The following is a 17535-nucleotide window of genomic DNA, read 5'->3' as shown; positions in this document are numbered from 1 at the left end:
GACAAGTTGCACGCGATGTTAAAAGTGCAGCGAGGCGGCAAACAGCAGATTGCGTAGGGGAATCGCCAAGCTGGTTAAGGCACTGGATTTTGATTCCAGCATTCCAAGGTTCGAATCCTTGTTCCCCTGCCATTTAATTTGGGCAATATTTGAACGCCCGATAGAGAAATATAAAAGCCCAAGAGATAAGCCGCCAACGCAAGACTACGCCACTAGTCGAGCATTGCCGGCTTTTCGACTTTTAAACGATTGCATTCAGGGATACCCACATGGCATACGAAAACCTGATGGTTTTTACCGGCAACGCCAATCCGGAACTGGCGCAAGGCGTCGTTGAAAAACTCGGTATCCCGCTAGGCAAGGCCAACGTTTCCAAGTTCTCCGACGGCGAAGTCATGGTCGAGATCAACGAAAATGTGCGTGGCAAGGACGTATTCGTGTTGCAGTCGACCTGTGCGCCGACCAACGACAATCTGATGGAAATCATGATCATGGTCGACGCGCTCAAGCGCGCATCGGCCGGACGCATTACCGCCGCGATCCCGTATTACGGCTATGCCCGCCAGGATCGCCGCCCACGCTCGGCGCGTGTTGCGATTTCGGCAAAAGTGGTCGCCAACATGCTGCAGGAAGCCGGCGTCGAACGCGTCCTGATCATGGATCTGCACGCCGACCAGATTCAGGGCTTCTTCGATATTCCAGTCGATAACATTTATGCATCGCCGATCCTGCTGGGCGACCTGGTCAGCAAGAACTATGACGACCTGCTGGTCGTGTCGCCCGACGTCGGCGGCGTGGTCCGTGCCCGTGCATTGGCCAAACGCCTGAACTGCGACCTGGCCATCATCGACAAGCGCCGCCCGAAGGCCAACGTGTCGGAAGTCATGAACATCATCGGCGAAGTCGAAGGTCGCAATTGCGTGATCATGGACGACATGGTCGATACCGCCGGCACGCTGACCAAGGCGGCCGAAGTCCTGAAAGAGCGCGGCGCCAAAAAAGTCGTCGCCTACTGTACGCACCCGGTCCTGTCCGGCCCGGCGCTGGATCGCATCGCCAATTCGCCGCTGGACGAGTTGGTCGTCACCGACACGATTCCGTTGTCGGCTGCCGCCAAGGCCTGCAGCAAGATTCGCCAATTGACTTGCGCCAGCCTGCTGGCGGAGACATTCAAGCGCATCAGCAAGGGTGACTCGGTGATGTCGTTGTTTGCAGAATAAGTTTTCGGATTTCAGAATCCGGTTTTAATTCCTTCATGCAAATGAAGGAATCCTTGAATCCCCTGGTCGCGGGGGATTTTTAACGCGAGACGGAAGTCCCGCATCCATTGGAGTTTTAAAATGAAAGTAATCGCATTTCCACGCAAAGAGCAGGGGACCGGAGCGAGCCGCCGCCTGCGCAATGCTGGTCAAACACCAGCCATCGTCTACGGTGGCACCAGCGCACCGCTCAGTATCGCTCTGGACCACAATGCGCTGTACCACGCGCTGAAGAAAGAAGCGTTCCACTCGTCGATCCTTGATCTGGAAATCGACGGCAAGGTTGAGCAAGTTCTGCTGCGCGATTTTCAGGTCCACGCATACAAGCAACTGGTCCTGCACGTTGACTTCCAACGCGTCGACGCTTCGCAAAAGATCCACGTCAAGGTGCCTCTGCACTTCGTGAACGCTGAAATCTCGCCAGCCGTCAAGCTGTCGGCAGGCATCATCAGCCACGTGATGACCGACCTGGATATTTCCTGCCTGCCTAAGGATCTGCCGGAATTCGTCTCAGTCGACCTGTCCAAGCTGGAAGTCGGTCATTCGATCCACTTGGCCGACCTGAAGCTGCCAAACGGCGTATCCGCCGTGTCGCAGGAAAACCTGACTGTCGCTACCGCTTCGGTGCCGGCCGGCAAGGTTGAAGCCGAAGGCGAAACCCCTGCCGCAGGCGCTGGCGATACTGAAGCGAAGTAATCTTCGATTCGGCAAGTATCGGCATCAAATAAAAAACCCGCTTCGTGAACTGACCCCATAAAGTTGGACGGTGATGTGAGCCGGTTAAGGCCATAAGGGCTGAGTTCTGTATTGCACAGGGCTCAGCCCTTTTAACTTGTTCTTGATGCGGTAATGATTGTAGTAGCGGATGTATCCGCGGAGTTCCTTTTGTAACTGTTCGATGCAGGTAAAGCGGTTCAAATAGAAGCACTCCGCTTTGAGCGTACCGAAGAAACTTTCCATGGCGGCATTATCGAGGCAGTTTCCCCGACGCGACATGCTTTGGGTAATGCCATGCTCAGCAAGGGTTCTTCGATAAGCAGCCATCTGGTACTGCCAGCCTTGATCGGAGTGAAGCAACGGCCTGTTTCTATCTGGCAGCTTGCGAATGGCCTTCTTGAGCATGCCGTCGACCAAGCTGAAGTGAGCTGTCCGACTCATTTGGTAAGCCACAATTTCCCCGTTATACAAGTCCATGATGGGCGAGAGATAGAGCTTTTCTCCTCCTACATTGAATTCGGTGACATCGGTCACCCATTTTTCTCCGAATGCCTCAGCCTGGAACTGCCGCTGCAGCACATTGGCCACGCTCGCATGGCCGGGGCCGCGGTAAGAGCGATATTTCTTTGGCCGCACCAGCGACTTCAACCCCAATGTTTGCATCAGCCGCTGCACCGTCTTGTGGTTGACCATTTCTCCAGCCTGGCGCAGAGCGGCCGTCACGCGCCGATAGCCATAGCGTCCTTTGTGCCGGTCATAAATCTTGCGGATACGCGACTTGAGCACCGCATATTGATCTTGCGCTTCCAGCGCCTTGGCCTGGTAATAAAACGTGCTGCGCGCCAGTCCCGCAATCTTCAGCAGGATGGGCAGCTTGTGACGTTGCCTCAGTTCTTGCACTAGCCGCGCTTTTTTTGCGCAGCAGCTTTCTGTGCCAGGACCAAGGCCTTCCGCTTTTTTAGGTAGTCTACCTCCGCACGCAGGTATTCGATCTCATCGAGTAATTCCTCGCGCGTTCGGGTATCAGTGGCTTTCGTCAGTGGTGGTACAGGCGGAAGGCTGGGTTTTATCATCTTTGGGCGTCCTTTCGGCTTGGGTTTCAAGGCTTCCAGGCCACCCTCATGATACAGCCGCTCCCATCGGCTGACCGTGCCACAACCCCGAAGATTGAACATCGCTTCAACTTCGCGATACGACAACCGGCCCTTCTTCATCCGCCGCAATACAGACAACTTGAATTCGGCACTGTAATGCTCGTGCTTCTTGCTTAACCCCTTCAGGCCATGATGGCGATAACTTTGTACCCAGCGCCGGACCGTCCCGTGACCAACTCCGAACTCCTTTCCGACCGTTCTGGCATTGCCTCCTTTGCTCAGGTACTGCTTTACTACCTCATGCTTGAACTTCGTTTCGTATTTCGCCATGTAAAAACCCCAAAGGTTGGACTTTTGTCCAACTCTTTGGGGTCAGTTCATTCGGCGGGTTTTTTATTGTTCATTCTTCCCACACATCAGCCTTGCAGCCAGGACCTGCGCCTGCGTACCGCCGCGACCGGTTTCGCTTCGGCAGTCAATGCCATTTGCGGTGCGTCGTCGTTCTTGAGCTTGACGGAGAAACTCATCAGTTCGTCGCGCCGGAATACGTGCAACGCGACCACGTCGTTTTCGCGATAACGCCCTAGCAGACCGTCGAGGCCCGCTGGCGGCACCCGCAAGCCGTCCAGCGCCACCAGCCGGTCGCCCGCCGATAGGCCGGCGCGATGCCCTGCCCCGCCTTCATAGACATTCGCCACCTTGGCATCGCCGCCGTCGCGCACCACGCGAATGCCGAGAGAAGGCTTGGCGTCCTTGCGCGCGTCGTCAAACTTCACGGCCAAAGCGGGCAACAATTGCGCGAACGGCAAATCCTCGATGCCGCGGATATAACGGTCGAAGAAACGTTTCAGCTTGACGCCGCTGACCTCTTCGAACAGAGCCTCGGCCTCGTCTTCGGCAATTCCCCTGCCGCCGTTGCGGCTGTAGAACGAACGGCCGTATTGCTGCCACAACGCCAGCATGATGTCATCGAGCGACTTGCGGCCATCGGTTTCGCTGCGTATCGTCAGATCCAGCGCCAGTGCAACCAGCGAACCCTTGGTGTAATAGCTGACGATGGCGTTGGGCGCATTTTCGTCCTGGCGATAGTATTTGACCCAGGCATCGAAACTGGATTCCGCCACGCTTTGCTTACGGCGGCCGCTGCCGCGCAAAACGCCGTTGATAGTCTTGCCCAGCATGGCGAGGTAGGCAGGCTCGTCGATCAGGCCAGTGCGCACCAGGAACAGGTCGTCGTAGTAACTGGTGAAACCTTCGAACAACCATAGCAACGAGGTATAACCCTCTTCGCGCAAATCATAGGGCGCGAATGCCGCCGGCTTGATGCGCTTGACATTCCAGGTGTGAAAATACTCGTGGCTGCACAAACCGAGATAGGTGCGGTAACCGTCGCTCAGCTCGCCGCTGCCTTTGACAGGCAAGTCGCTGCGCGCGCAGATCAGCGCAGTCGAGGCGCGATGCTCCAGGCCGCCGTAACCGTCGCCGACCACCAGCGTCATGAACACGTAGCGCGACATCGGCGCGCGCTTGCTCTTCGGTTCGAAGAACGCAATCTGCGCTTCGCAGATTTTCCGGAGGTCGGCCGACAGACGCGGCAAATCCAGATTCGGCACCCGACCGGTAATGACGATGTCGTGCTGCACGCCGTGTGCGGTGAACGTCGCGAGCGAGAAATCACCGAGCTCGACCGGATGGTCGATCAGCTCATCGTAATCATTGGCGATATAAGTGCCAAAGCCGTAACGCCTTGCCTTCAACTCGGCCATCGCCGTCGCAACGCGCCAGCGCTTGCTGGCATCGCCGGCAGGACGGCGGATGTCGACGACGTGCGCCGACTGCTCCTGTCCATGCACGCGCAGAAATACGCTGGTGCCGTTGAAGAACGCATGCGTCTGATCCAGATGCGCCGTGCGCACCGACAAGTCCCAGGCATAAACCTGATAACTCAACATCAGCGGACCGGCGCAAGATGCGGCTTTCCAGGTGTGCTTGTCCAGCTTGCGCAAGGCGACTTTCTTGCCGCCCGATTCAGCTTGCACCCGGACGATGTTGCGGGCGAATTCGCGAATCATATAACTGCCCGGAATCCAGGCAGGCAGTGAAAACACCTGCCCGTCTGCAGCCGGCACATCGACGGTCACCGTGACGTCGAACAAGTGAGCAGCGCAATCGTTGGAAGTGATGCTGTAGCGAATCGGGGTAGTCATGTTGTTCTTGGGCGACGACTGGAGGAGAGCCGCATGCCGGTGTCTGAGAAGTGAAATTCCATTGTACTTGAGCAAGGCCCGGCCCGGCTGACGGCGAGCTGATTTTAGATCGAGCGGATGAATGCGGAACCAATAAAAAAACCGGAGCGACTTGCGTCGATCCGGTTTCCTTTTCTGTTTGCCCGTATCAACGCGGCAACAGCGATGCGCCCATCAGGAACTCGTCAACCGCGCGTGCGCATTGGCGACCTTCGCGAATCGCCCACACCACCAGCGACTGCCCGCGGCGCATGTCGCCTGCGGCGAACACCTTATCGACCGAGGTTTTGTAGCAACCATCGCCGTCCGTCGTTGCCTTGGCGTTGCCGCGCTGATCCTTGTCGACGCCGAAAGCATCCAGCACCTGCTGCACCGGCGAGACGAAGCCCATGGCCAGCAACACCAGATCTGCCTTCATTTCGAATTCGGAATCCGGCACTTCCTGCATCTTGCCGTCCTTCCATTCGACGCGCGCGGCGATCAGCTTCTCAACCTTGCCGTTCTTGCCCTCCAAGCGTTTAGTAGCAACTGCCCAGTCACGGTCGCAGCCTTCTTCGTGCGAAGAGGAAGTGCGCAGCTTGGTGGGCCAGTACGGCCACACCAGCGGCTTGTTTTCGGTTTCCGGCGGTTGCGGCATCAATTCGAACTGCGCCACCGACGCCGCACCGTGACGGTTCGAGGTGCCGACGCAGTCGGAACCGGTATCGCCGCCGCCGATCACGACCACGTGCTTGTCGGTCGCCATGATCTGCCCCTTGAGCTTGTCGCCAGCATTCACCTTGTTTTGCAACGGCAGGAATTCCATGGCGAAATGCACGCCCTTCAACTCGCGGCCCGGGACCGGCAAATCGCGCGGCTGCTCGGCGCCGCCGGCGATCACGACCGCGTCGAAATCCTTCTTAAGCTGGTCCGGCGAAACGGTTTCCTTGGACCAGTTGGTGACGTTGGCCGGAAAATCCTTGCCCACCAGCACGCCGGTGCGGAAGATTACGCCTTCGGCCTGCATCTGTTCGACGCGCAAGTCGATGTGCGACTTTTCCATCTTGAAATCGGGGATGCCATAACGCAGCAGGCCGCCGACGCGATCGTTCTTTTCAAACACGGTCACGTCATGCCCGGCGCGTGCCAGTTGTTGCGCTGCGGCCAGGCCGGCGGGACCGGAGCCGACCACCGCGACCTTTTTGCCGGTCTTGACGGCGGCAGGCTGCGGCACGACCCAGCCGTTCTCCCAACCCTTGTCGATAATGAAGTGCTCGATCGACTTGATGCCGACGGCGTCGCTGTTGATGCCGAGCGTGCAGGCCGCTTCACAGGGCGCCGGACAGATGCGGCCGGTGAACTCAGGGAAATTGTTGGTCGAATGCAGCGTGTCCAGTGCTTCCTTATAGGCGCCGCGATACACCAAGTCGTTCCAGTCGGGGATGATGTTGTTGACCGGGCAGCCGTTGTTGCAGAACGGGATGCCGCAATCCATGCAGCGCGCACCTTGTATCTTCGCTTCCGCGTCGCCCAGGTGCAGGACGAATTCCTTGTAATGCTTCATGCGCGACTGCGGCGCTTCGCTCGCCTCTTTCAGGCGTTGATATTCCATAAAGCCGGTTACTTTACCCATTTTCCACTCACATTCTTCGCTAGGATAGGCGGCTGACGATTCTGTCGTTATGCTTGGAAATCGTCAGCCTTGCGCGTGTTGCGCGTTGTTGCGTATATCGATCGTTCAAGGCTGGCTGCACGCTTATGCGGCAACCTTTTCCTTGGCAGTCGCTTTGGCTGCATTGAGTTCGCCCAGCGCACGCTTGTATTCGGTCGGGAAGACCTTGACGAACTTGCCGCGCGATGCCGCCCAGTTATCCAACAGGTAGCGCGCACGCGTGCTGCCGGTGTACTTGAAGTGCCGCTCGATCAGACTACGCAATATCGCTTCATCGGTCTGGCCGGCACCGCCGCGTTGGAGGCTGTGCCAGACAGCGCGATCCGATAATGCCTCCTGCTCGGTTTCGGACAAGACCTTGTCCAGCGCCACCATCGCCAGGTTGCACTTGCCGGCGAAATCGCCGGCTTCGTCGTAGACGTAGGCGATGCCGCCGGACATGCCGGCGGCGAAGTTGCGGCCGGTTGCGCCGAGCACGACGACGGTGCCGCCGGTCATGTATTCGCAGCCGTGGTCGCCGGTGCCTTCCACGACGGCGATGGCGCCGGAGTTACGCACGGCAAAACGCTCGCCGACCACGCCGTTGATGAAAGCTTCGCCCGTCGTCGCGCCGTACAGCACGGTATTGCCGGAGATCATGTTGTCGACCGCACGACCGCGGAACTCGGTGTTCGGACGCACGATGATGCGGCCGCCCGACAAGCCCTTGCCGACGTAGTCGTTTCCTTCACCGACCAGGTCCAGCGTCACGCCGTGCGCCAGGAACGCGCCGGCCGACTGGCCTGCGGTGCCTTGCAACTGGATGTGGATGGTGTCATCCGGCAGGCCTTCGTTGCCGTAGCGCTTGGCCACTTCACCCGACAACATGGCGCCCACGGTGCGGTTCAGGTTCTTGATCGGCGAGATGAAGGAAACCTTCTCGCCCTTTTCCAAGGCGATCTTGGCTTGCGCGATCAGCTTGTGGTCGAGCGCCTTGTCCAGGCCATGGTCCTGCTCCTGGGTGTGGTAGTACGGCGTCGTGCTGGCCGGTTGATAGAAAATCTTGCTGAAGTCCAGGCCTTGCGCCTTCCAGTGCGTAATCGCCCTGGTGCGGTCCAGCAGGTCGGAGCGACCGATCAGTTCATTGAACGTGCGGATGCCCAACTGTGCCATGATCTGGCGCGCTTCTTCCGCGATGAAGAAGAAGAAGTTGACCACATGTTCCGGTTTGCCGGAGAACTTGGCGCGCAGGATCGGGTCCTGGGTCGCCACACCGACCGGGCAAGTATTCAGGTGGCACTTGCGCATCATGATGCAGCCCTCGACGACCAGCGGTGCAGTGGCGAAGCCGAATTCGTCAGCGCCCAGCAGCGCGCCGATGACGACGTCGCGACCGGTCTTCATCTGACCGTCGGCCTGCACGCGGATGCGGTTGCGCAAGCCGTTCAGCACCAACGTCTGCTGGGTTTCGGCCAAGCCGAGTTCCCAAGGCGTGCCGGCATGCTTGATGGAAGACAGCGGCGATGCGCCGGTGCCGCCGTCATGGCCGGCGATCACGACGTGATCGGACTTGGCTTTGGCCACGCCTGCAGCAACCGTGCCGACGCCGACTTCCGACACCAGCTTGACCGAGATCGATGCGCGCGGATTGACGTTCTTCAGGTCGTGGATCAACTGCGCCAGATCTTCGATCGAATAGATGTCGTGGTGCGGCGGCGGCGAAATCAGGCCGACGCCCGGCACCGACACACGCAGCGTGGCGATGTAATCGGTGACCTTATGGCCCGGCAACTGGCCGCCTTCGCCCGGCTTGGCGCCTTGCGCCATCTTGATCTGGATCTGGTCGGCGGAGATCAGGTATTCGGCCGACACGCCAAAACGGCCGGACGCCACCTGCTTGATGCGTGAACGCAGCGAGTCGCCCGCTTGCAGCGGGATGTCGACGGCGATCACGTCCTTGCCGATTTCCGAGGCCAGGGTTGCGCCCTGCTTGATCGGAATGCCCTTGAGTTCGTTGCGATAACGATTGACGTCTTCGCCGCCTTCGCCAGTGTTCGACTTGCCGCCGATGCGGTTCATCGCGACGGCCAGCGTGGCATGCGCTTCGGTCGAGATCGAGCCGAGCGACATTGCGCCGGTGGCGAAACGCTTGACGATATCCTTGGCCGGTTCGACTTCATCGATCGAGATCGCCTTGGACGGATCGATCTTGAATTCGAACAGGCCGCGCAAGGTCATGTGGCGCTTGGATTGATCGTTGATGATCTGCGCGTATTCCTTGTACGAGTTGAAGCTGTTCGAGCGGGTCGAGTGCTGCAGCTTGGCGATCGCATCCGGGGTCCACATGTGTTCTTCGCCGCGGATACGGAAAGCGTATTCGCCGCCGGCATCGAGCGCATTGGCCAGCACGGGATCGTTGCTGAACGCAGCGCGATGCAGGCGCAGCGCTTCTTCCGCGACCTCGAACACACCGATGCCTTCGACGTTGGACGCCGTACCCTTGAAGTACTTGTCGACCAACGCCTTGTTGAGGCCGATGGCTTCGAAAATCTGCGCGCCGCAATAAGACATGTAGGTCGAAATGCCCATCTTGGACATGACCTTGAGCAAGCCCTTGCCGACTGCCTTCTGGAAGTTGTAAATCGCCTTGTCCGCAGACAGGTCGCCCGGCAGGCCCTTGGCCATTTCGCTCAGCGTGTCCATCGCCAGGTAGGGGTGGATCGCTTCGGCGCCGTAGCCTGCCAGCAGTGCAAAATGATGCGTCTCGCGCGCCGAACCGGTTTCCACAACCAGGCCCGTCGAGGTACGCAGGCCCTTGCTGACCAAATGCTGGTGGATCGCCGAAGTCGCCAGCAATGCCGGAATCGCGACCTGTTCGGAATCCATCTTGCGATCGGAAACGATCAGGATGTTATGGCCTGACTTGACGGCGTCAACGGCCTTGGCACACAACGACGCCAGGCGCGCTTCGATGCCTTCCTTGCCCCAGGCGACCGGATAGCAGATGTTCAGCTCATGCGACTTGAACTTGCCACCGGTGTGTGCGCTGATGTTGCGCAGCTTGGCGATGTCGGCGTAATCCAGCACCGGCTGCGACACTTCCAGGCGCATCGGCGGGTTGATGTTGTTGGTGTCGAGCAGGTTCGGACGCGGGCCGATAAAGGACACCAGCGACATGACCATCGCTTCGCGGATCGGATCGATCGGCGGATTGGTCACTTGCGCGAACAATTGCTTGAAGTAGTTGTACAGCGTCTTGTTCTTGTTGGACATGACGGCCAATGGCGAATCGTTGCCCATCGAACCGATCGCTTCTTCGCCGCCCGAAGCCATTGGCGCCATCAGGAACTTGACGTCTTCCTGGGTGTAGCCGAACACCTGTTGGCGATCCAGCAGCGGAATGATCGAGCCGGGCTCCGCCGGTTCAGGCTTCAATTCATCGAGTTTGACGCGCACCGACGAAATCCATTGCTTGTACGGCTTGGCATTGGCGTAGGTGTCTTTGAGTTCCTTGTCATCGATGATGCGACCGGCATCGAGGTCGATCAGGAACATCTTGCCCGGCTGTAGGCGCCATTTCTGGATGATCTTGGATTCCGGAATCGGCAGGACGCCGGATTCGGACGCCATCACCACCAGATCGTCGTCGGTAACGATATAGCGCGCAGGACGCAGGCCGTTTCGATCCAGCGTGCCGCCGATGTGGCGGCCGTCGGTGAACGCGAGGGCGGCCGGGCCGTCCCAGGGTTCCATCATCGCGGCATGGTACTCATAGAAGGCGCGACGATTGTCGTCCATCAGTGTGTGGTTTTCCCAGGCTTCCGGCACCATCATCATCATGGCTTGCGCCAGCGGATAACCTGCCATCAGCAGCAATTCCAGCGCGTTGTCGAAACACGCGGTGTCGGACTGGCCTTCATAGATCAACGGGAACAGTTTCTTCAGGTCGTCGCCCAACACAGCCGACTGCATCACGCCTTCGCGCGCGCGCATCCAGTTGAAGTTGCCCTTGACGGTGTTGATTTCGCCATTGTGGGCGATCAGGCGGTACGGGTGGGCCAGCGGCCACTCGGGGAAAGTGTTGGTGGAAAAACGTTGATGCACCAGCGCCAGCGCGGACACGCAGCGCGGATCTTGCAGATCTTTGTAATACACGCCGACCTGGTCGGCCAGCAGCAGGCCTTTGTAGACAACAGTACGCGCCGACATCGACGGCACGAAGAATTCCTTTCCGTGCAGCAGGTTCAACGCCTGGATGGCGTGGCCGGAGGATTTACGGATCACATACAGTTTGCGTTCCAGCGCATCGGTGACCATGATGTCCGGACCGCGGCCGATGAAAATCTGGCGAATCACCGGTTCTTTTTCGCGCACGGTCGGCGACATCGGCATATCCATGTCGACCGGTACGTTGCGCCAGCCCAGCACGACCTGGCCTTCAGCCAGCGCGGCACGCTCGATTTCCTGTTCACAGGCGATGCGCGAGGCGTTTTCCTTGGGCAGGAAGATCATGCCGACGCCGTATTCGCCTGGCGGCGGCAATTCAACGCCCTGCTTCGCCATTTCTTCACGATAGTACTGGTCTGGAATCTGGATCAGTATGCCGGCGCCGTCCCCCATCAGCGGATCGGCGCCGACCGCGCCGCGGTGGTCCAGATTCTTCAGGATGAGCAAGCCTTGCTCGACGATGGAATGGTTTTTCTTGCCCTTGATATGGGCGATAAAACCGACGCCGCAGGCGTCGTGTTCATTAGCTGGGTCGTATAGGCCTTGCGCATGCATAACGGTGCTCCACCACTTTGAGAGTAAGGATTTAAGGATAGTGCACTGCACCCGAATCTTCAACAAGAATAAAAGGGGTCAGAGTAATAATAAAAACCTTAAAACTTTCCAGATTTTATAAATAGGGACAGAGTAATCAAAGGATCATCATGACAATTCATAACCTATTGTATTTATTACGATTTACTCACTTCCAGATCCTTCGACGCATTCTCGGATGTGACAGGATCCTTCGCTTTCTTTGCTGGCCGGCCACGTTTCGCCGGACTCACGCGACGACTGACCTGCTTTTCCAGCCCGGTTTTGAACTCCTCGGCTCCTAACGCCCATCCTTTCAAGGTCGCCTGACTGATTGCATCAACCTCCGCCTGCGCAGGCAATTGCTCGGCCAGCAGCTTGTAGGCGATTTCCCGGTCGAACGGCGTATTGCCAAGCGCCCAGTACAAACGATGATCGGTAATCAAAGGATCCGACTTTGCGCCAATGTGATGCATATAACTCGACCAGCGATAATCGCCTGCACTGGCCACCAGGCCGTTCCTGACCGGATTCAATTCGATGTAGCGGCTGCAAAGCAGCAGGTAGCGCTCGGCATCGAGCACCGTCGCCTTGTAGCGTCCTTGCCACAGCGTACCGCTACGCTGGTATTTCTGGTTGTAATAAGGCACGTAGTACCGCCCAACCCATTGCATCATCCGTGCCAGCCCTTCGCTGTCGGCTGGCGTGGCGAGCAAATGGATATGGTCTGGCATCAGGACATAGGCGTGGATAGCCACCTTGAACCGCTTGGCCCCTTCCTTCAGCCAATCGAGGAAGGCCGTATGGTCGGCGGCATCGCGGAACACGACTTGCTGGTCGTGGCCGCGCTGGATGATGTGATGCGGCTGATGGGGGACAATCAGACGAGGCAGACGGGCCATGGCGACAAAGAGAAAGAGTCGGAGAAGATTCACGATTGTAAATCACTCCGACCCTAATTTTCTCGCAGAATCAAGCCAAGCTTATCGTCAATCGGCAACTTGCTTGCGCGACAACACCAGACTCACCACTACCGACGCCAGCAAGATAGCGGCCACTACCAGCAACGACATCATGACCGGGATGTGGAACCAGTAAGCCAGCAGCATCTTGCCGCCGACGAACACCAGCACCAGCGCCAGACCGTACTTAAGGTAGTGGAAGCGGTCCGCCACGTCAGCCAGCAAGAAATACAGCGCCCGCAACCCCATGATCGCAAACATGTTGGACGTGAACACGATGAACGGATCGGTGGTGATCGCGAAAATCGCCGGAATGCTGTCGACCGCGAAAATCAGGTCCGTCATTTCGATCAGGATCAGCACCAGCATCAGCGGCGTGAAACAACGTACGCCGTTGCGCATGGTGAAGAACTTTTGACCGTCGTACTCGTCACTGATACGCATGTGCTTGCGCAGGAACTTCAACAGCGGGTTGCCGCCGAGATCGCTCTCCTTGTCCGCAAAAATCATCATTTTGATGCCGGTGACGACCAGGAACGCGCCGAACAGATACATGATCCAGCCAAATTGCGCAATCAGCCAGGCACCCAGCAGAATCATCGCGGCCCGCATGACGATCGCGCCGATCACGCCAAAGAGCAGCACGCGTCGCTGCATTTCGGCCGGCACCGCGAAGTAGCCGAAAATCACCAGGAACACGAAGATATTGTCGACCGACAGCGATTTCTCGATCAGGTAGCCGGACAGGAATTCCAGGCTCTTCTGATTGGCGAATTCGCGCCCGATGCTGTGATCCAGATACCACCACAGCAAACCGCTGAACAGCAGCGCCAGCACCACCCACGCCGCCGACCAGCCCAGCGCCTCCCTCACCGTCACCTTGTGCGCATGGCGACCGCCAAGGACGAGCATGTCGAATGCCAGCATGCCAAGCACAAACACAATGAAACCACCCCACATCAGCGGGCTGGCAAAGCTTTCCACACCGTTCACGGTCTTCCCCTTGTTGAGGCGCGTTCCCTGCCGATTGCAAGGAATGCGCGCAGGTTATGCATCAGTCAAAATCGAAAATCTCGCCCAGAAACCCCTTTTTCTTGCGCGAACGGTAATCCGGGTGACGATCCTTGTCGCCCATGCCGTGACCGAACCGGTCGTCGTAGCCGCGTTGCTGAGGCGCCGCCGGCAGACCCGGACGGACGGACTGCGCCATCGCACCTTGCGAGCGTTCAATCAGCTTGTCGAGTTCACCGCGGTCCAGCCAGACCCCGCGGCATTGCGGACAGTAGTCAATTTCCACGCCCTGGCGATCGCTCATGCTCAGATTGACGGTAGTGCAAACGGGACATTTCATGATGGCCTCCTTGGCTGTGCAATAGACAAGCGCCACTTTAGCCAAAATCAATACTCTTGAAAATTCGAATATAATTTCCATTTTCTTCGTAAAAACCGATTAATTCGGATTGTCATGGCCGCACTCAATTACAAGCACCTGCATTACTTCTGGGTCGTCGCCAAGACCGGCGGCATTGCACGCGCCGGCGAGCGTCTGCATCTGACGGCGCAGACCATCAGCGGACAAATCACGCTGTTTGAAGAATCTCTCGGCTACAAGCTGTTCAATCGCATCGGCCGCAAACTGGAACTGAACGACGCCGGCCGCACGGTGTACGCTTACGCCGACCAGATTTTCACGCTGGGGGAAGAACTCGAAGAGGTCATGCGTTTCCGTCCTGGAGGCAAGCCGCTGCAATTCCGCGTGGGCGTGGCCGACGCCGTGCCCAAGACGATCGCTTACCTGTTGCTGGAAACCGCCCTGAAGCTGCCGGATCCAGTGCGCATCGTCTGCCGCGAAGGCAAGCTCAACAACCTGCTCGGCGATCTGGCGATCCATCGCCTCGACATCGTCATCGCGGATAGCCCCATGCCGAACAATATCGACGTACGCGGCTACAGCCACCTGCTCGGCGAATGCAACACCAGTTTTTTCGCCACGCCCGCGCTGGCGAAAACGCACAGGAAGAATTTCCCGCAAAGCCTGGACGGCGCGCCCTTCCTGATGCCCGGAGAAGATGCGGCCGTGCGGCCAAAGCTGCTGCGCTGGTTTGAAAAAGAAAAGATACGACCGCAAATCGCCGGCGAATTCGACGATGGAGCGTTGTTGAACGCGTTCGGAGAAGCCGGAACCGGCATCTTCGCGGCACCGTCCGCCGTCGCCGCGCAGTTGAAACAACAGCTTGGCGTAGTGCAGATCGGGCAGACCGAGCAAATTACGGAACAGTTTTATGCGATTTCGGTGGAGCGCCGCCTGACGCACCCCGCAGTGCTGGCGATCCAGTCCGCCGCGCGCGAAAGCCTGATCATTCCGAAGCAAAGGTAGGGAAAGCGGATGCCCAAAGAAAAAACCCCGCGCACCTTGCGGCTCGCGGGGTAAATCCCATTCTCGGGGGAGAGAATGGAGGGGGAAATCAAACTATAAGAAAACAAACCCATCATCGCAGCGTTTTTTACAAATTGTTACGCCGCTCGCGATCAGGCCGGTGCGTCAGGCCTCCGTCAGCAACAGGGTTCGCAGCGCGTCGTAAACCATTGTCTGTTGGTCATGACGGCAAATCAGATACGTGATGATGCGTCCTTCTTTACCTAAAGAATAGGTCGAAAAATTCTGTTGTCCATGCATATTTAGTATCGAACGCGGAACAAAGGCAATTCCTGCGCCGGCCGCGACACAAGCCAGCATGGCATGATAAGAGCCCAGTTCAAGCAAACGCGCGGGCCGCCGCCCTTTAACGGTGCCGGAAGCGAACCAGGCTTCGGCCCGGCGGCGGTAAGCGCAGCCTTGCTCAAACACGATCAGGGTTTCGACATCGAGATCGTCAGGACTCTTCACCCTGGCGTGACCGCGTGGCACGACGATCAGCAGCTCTTCCTGATACAACGGCGTCGTCACAAAAATATCCTCCACGATCGGCCCCGCCACTAGTGCGGCGTCAAGCTTGAAGGCGCGCACCTGATCGATGAGCCTCTGCGAGGCGCCCGTGGTCAGCTCTAATTGGACTTCCGGCCAACGCTGATGAAACGCCGCAAGCGGTCCGGGCAAACGGCTGGCCGCAGTGCTTTCCATCGCTCCCACGCGTAATCTGCCGCGCGGGCCTTGCGGCAACACCGCCTGCCTGGCTTCCTGCACCAGGCCGAGAATCCGCTCGCAATAATCCAGCAGTACTTCGCCCGCCGGCGTCAGCACCAGCCGCTTACGGTCACGGATGAACAGCGGCACGCCGACCGATTCTTCCAGTTGGCGGATGCGTGTTGTCACGTTCGACTGCACGCGATGCAGCCGCTCGGCGGCGCGGGTGATGCCGCCCTCCGCCACCACGGCGCGAAAAATCTCAAGCTCGGCAATTTCCATCGGACTCTCCCGGCAATCCCGGTTTAATAATTTTCACCAAACATCCTATAAAGAGATGAAACCATTCTTATTATTCATTTTTTAGAATGATAAAGACAAGCTACCATAACGTCATCGGCAATATCCATGCAATAACAGAAACACCACAGCAGACGCGGCGCCAAGCCGCCGCGGTTTGCAGTGGCGCTACAGGAACCCATGAATACTCAGAAAACCAACCGCAAAGCCGCCTGGCGCATCGCGCTTGCCGGACTGATCGCGTTGTCGGCGGCAATGGGAATCGGCCGCTTCGCTTTCACGCCGCTGCTGCCGATGATGCTGCATGACCAGGTCATCGACCTGAATGGCGGCGGCTGGCTGGCGACGTCGAATTATCTCGGCTATTTCATCGGCGCCATGCTGTGCGCCTTCTGGCGCGGCCTGCCGCCGACGCGCACAATCCGCGTCGGACTGATTGCAACCGCGCTGCTGACGCTGGGGATGGGACTGTTGCACACGCAAGGCATCTGGCTGCTGCTGCGCCTGCTGTCCGGCATCGCCAGTGCGCTGGTGTTCGTCTACAGCTCGGGCTGGTGTTTGCAGCGGTTGACGCAGTTACAGTTGCCGGCGCTGGGCGGGATCATCTACTGCGGACCCGGCATCGGTATCGTGCTGACCGGCCTGTCGAGCAGCGGCATGGTTGCGGCCGGCTGGCACGCGGCCAGCGGCTGGATGGCGTTCGGACTGCTGACCGCATTGCTGACGCTGGCGGTGTGGAAAACGTTCAGCGGCGACGCCGACCTGCGCACCGGAACACCCGCGGCGGCCAATACAGACGAAACCGAGCCGGCGGCGATAAAACGCGAGGTGCGCTGGCAGGTGCTTGCCTACGGACTTGCCGGTTTCGGCTACATCATCACCGCCACCTTCCTGCCGGTGATTGCACGCCAGGCCTTGCCGGGATCGTTCTGGCCGGATTTCTTCTGGCCGCTGTTCGGGTTGTGCGTAGCCCTTGGGGCACTGTTTGCGACGCGCATCCCGATACATGTCGACCAGCGCTTGCTGCTGGCGACCAGCTATGTCATGCAGGCGATCGGCGTCATCATCAGCGCCGTCCTGCCCAATGAAACCGGTTTTGCGCTGGGCAGCATCCTGCTCGGCCTGCCGTTTACTGCCATCACGCTGTTCGCCATGCGCGAAGCGCGGCGCTTGCGCAGCCGCCATGCCGCCGGCCTGATGGGATTGATGACCGCGTCCTACGGCATCGGCCAGATTGCCGGTCCGCCGTTGGCGACCAGACTGGTGCATGCGAGCGGCTCGTTCACGCCATCGCTCTCGATCGCTGCGGCGGCGCTGCTGACCGGCGCCGTGCTGTATTGCTGGCTGGCTTTGCGCGCACGTACGAAGAACCTCGCAACGGCATGAGACATGAAAAAGCGCCG

Annotated in this window: 12 protein-coding genes and 1 tRNA gene; 5 read left to right on the top strand and 8 right to left on the bottom strand. The window is 58.6% G+C overall.

Annotated features, from left to right (window positions below; all coding sequences use genetic code 11):
* Positions 1 to 55 precede the first annotated feature (55 nt).
* The 3 genes from RV1423_RS09030 (at position 56) to RV1423_RS09020 (ending at position 1955) form a co-directional block, all read left to right on the top strand.
* Positions 56 to 132 (top strand) — tRNA-Gln (locus tag RV1423_RS09030).
* A 137-nt stretch (positions 133 to 269) separates the two neighbouring features.
* Positions 270 to 1220, top strand: coding sequence for a ribose-phosphate pyrophosphokinase (locus tag RV1423_RS09025; protein ID WP_034295574.1), 951 nt, complete (start codon positions 270 to 272; stop codon positions 1218 to 1220).
* A 120-nt stretch (positions 1221 to 1340) separates the two neighbouring features.
* Positions 1341 to 1955 (top strand): 50S ribosomal protein L25/general stress protein Ctc, encoded by a 615-nt coding sequence (locus tag RV1423_RS09020; protein WP_034295572.1) that lies wholly within the window; start codon positions 1341 to 1343, stop codon positions 1953 to 1955.
* Between the two features lie 84 nt (positions 1956 to 2039).
* Here the strand turns inward: RV1423_RS09020 and RV1423_RS29760 are convergent.
* The 7 genes from RV1423_RS29760 to RV1423_RS08980 all read right to left on the bottom strand — a co-directional run bounded on the left by RV1423_RS29760 (position 2040) and on the right by RV1423_RS08980 (position 14059).
* A protein-coding gene (locus tag RV1423_RS29760; protein WP_373419952.1) for an IS3 family transposase occupies positions 2040 to 3400 on the bottom strand; the annotation gives its coding sequence in 2 pieces (ribosomal slippage) (positions 2040 to 2918 and positions 2921 to 3400; 1359 coding nt in all).
* An 86-nt stretch (positions 3401 to 3486) separates the two neighbouring features.
* On the bottom strand, positions 3487 to 5277 hold the full coding sequence (locus RV1423_RS09005) for a M61 family metallopeptidase (protein WP_034295566.1): 1791 nt from the start codon (positions 5275 to 5277) through the stop codon (positions 3487 to 3489).
* Between the two features lie 187 nt (positions 5278 to 5464).
* Entirely contained in the window at positions 5465 to 6928 is a 1464-nt protein-coding gene (locus RV1423_RS09000; protein ID WP_034295564.1) for a glutamate synthase subunit beta, read from the bottom strand.
* A gap of 123 nt (positions 6929 to 7051) precedes the next feature.
* The gene (locus RV1423_RS08995) at positions 7052 to 11728 is read right to left on the bottom strand and encodes a glutamate synthase-related protein (protein WP_034295562.1); all 4677 of its coding nucleotides are present in this window, start codon (positions 11726 to 11728) and stop codon (positions 7052 to 7054) included.
* A gap of 176 nt (positions 11729 to 11904) precedes the next feature.
* Positions 11905 to 12648 carry a transposase gene (locus RV1423_RS08990; protein ID WP_034295561.1) on the bottom strand — a complete coding sequence of 248 codons (744 nt, stop codon included), beginning with the start codon at positions 12646 to 12648 and terminating at the stop codon, positions 11905 to 11907.
* A gap of 87 nt (positions 12649 to 12735) precedes the next feature.
* Entirely contained in the window at positions 12736 to 13701 is a 966-nt protein-coding gene (locus RV1423_RS08985; protein WP_034295559.1) for a TerC family protein, read from the bottom strand.
* Between the two features lie 61 nt (positions 13702 to 13762).
* A complete protein-coding gene (locus RV1423_RS08980) occupies positions 13763 to 14059 on the bottom strand; it encodes a zf-TFIIB domain-containing protein (RefSeq protein WP_034295699.1) in 297 nt (98 codons plus the stop codon).
* A gap of 114 nt (positions 14060 to 14173) precedes the next feature.
* On the opposite strand from RV1423_RS08980, the gene nhaR reads away from it, so the two are divergent.
* A complete protein-coding gene (gene nhaR, locus RV1423_RS08975; RefSeq protein WP_034295557.1) occupies positions 14174 to 15085 on the top strand; it encodes a transcriptional activator NhaR in 912 nt (303 codons plus the stop codon).
* 165 nt (positions 15086 to 15250) lie between these two features.
* Here the strand turns inward: nhaR and RV1423_RS08970 are convergent, their stop codons facing one another.
* Positions 15251 to 16114: a LysR substrate-binding domain-containing protein gene (locus RV1423_RS08970; protein WP_034295555.1), complete on the bottom strand. Its 864-nt coding sequence runs from the start codon at positions 16112 to 16114 to the stop codon at positions 15251 to 15253.
* 198 nt (positions 16115 to 16312) lie between these two features.
* On the opposite strand from RV1423_RS08970, the gene RV1423_RS08965 reads away from it, so the two are divergent.
* Positions 16313 to 17518 carry a YbfB/YjiJ family MFS transporter gene (locus tag RV1423_RS08965; protein WP_034295553.1) on the top strand — a complete coding sequence of 402 codons (1206 nt, stop codon included), beginning with the start codon at positions 16313 to 16315 and terminating at the stop codon, positions 17516 to 17518.
* The last annotated feature ends 17 nt before the right edge of the window (positions 17519 to 17535 follow it).

Origin of the sequence: Herbaspirillum sp. RV1423, from assembly GCF_000577615.1 — a bacterium.
Lineage (GTDB): Bacteria > Pseudomonadota > Gammaproteobacteria > Burkholderiales > Burkholderiaceae_D > Herbaspirillum.
The sequence above is the reverse complement of the archived record's forward strand: the minus strand, read 5'-3'. Positions and strand labels throughout refer to the sequence as shown.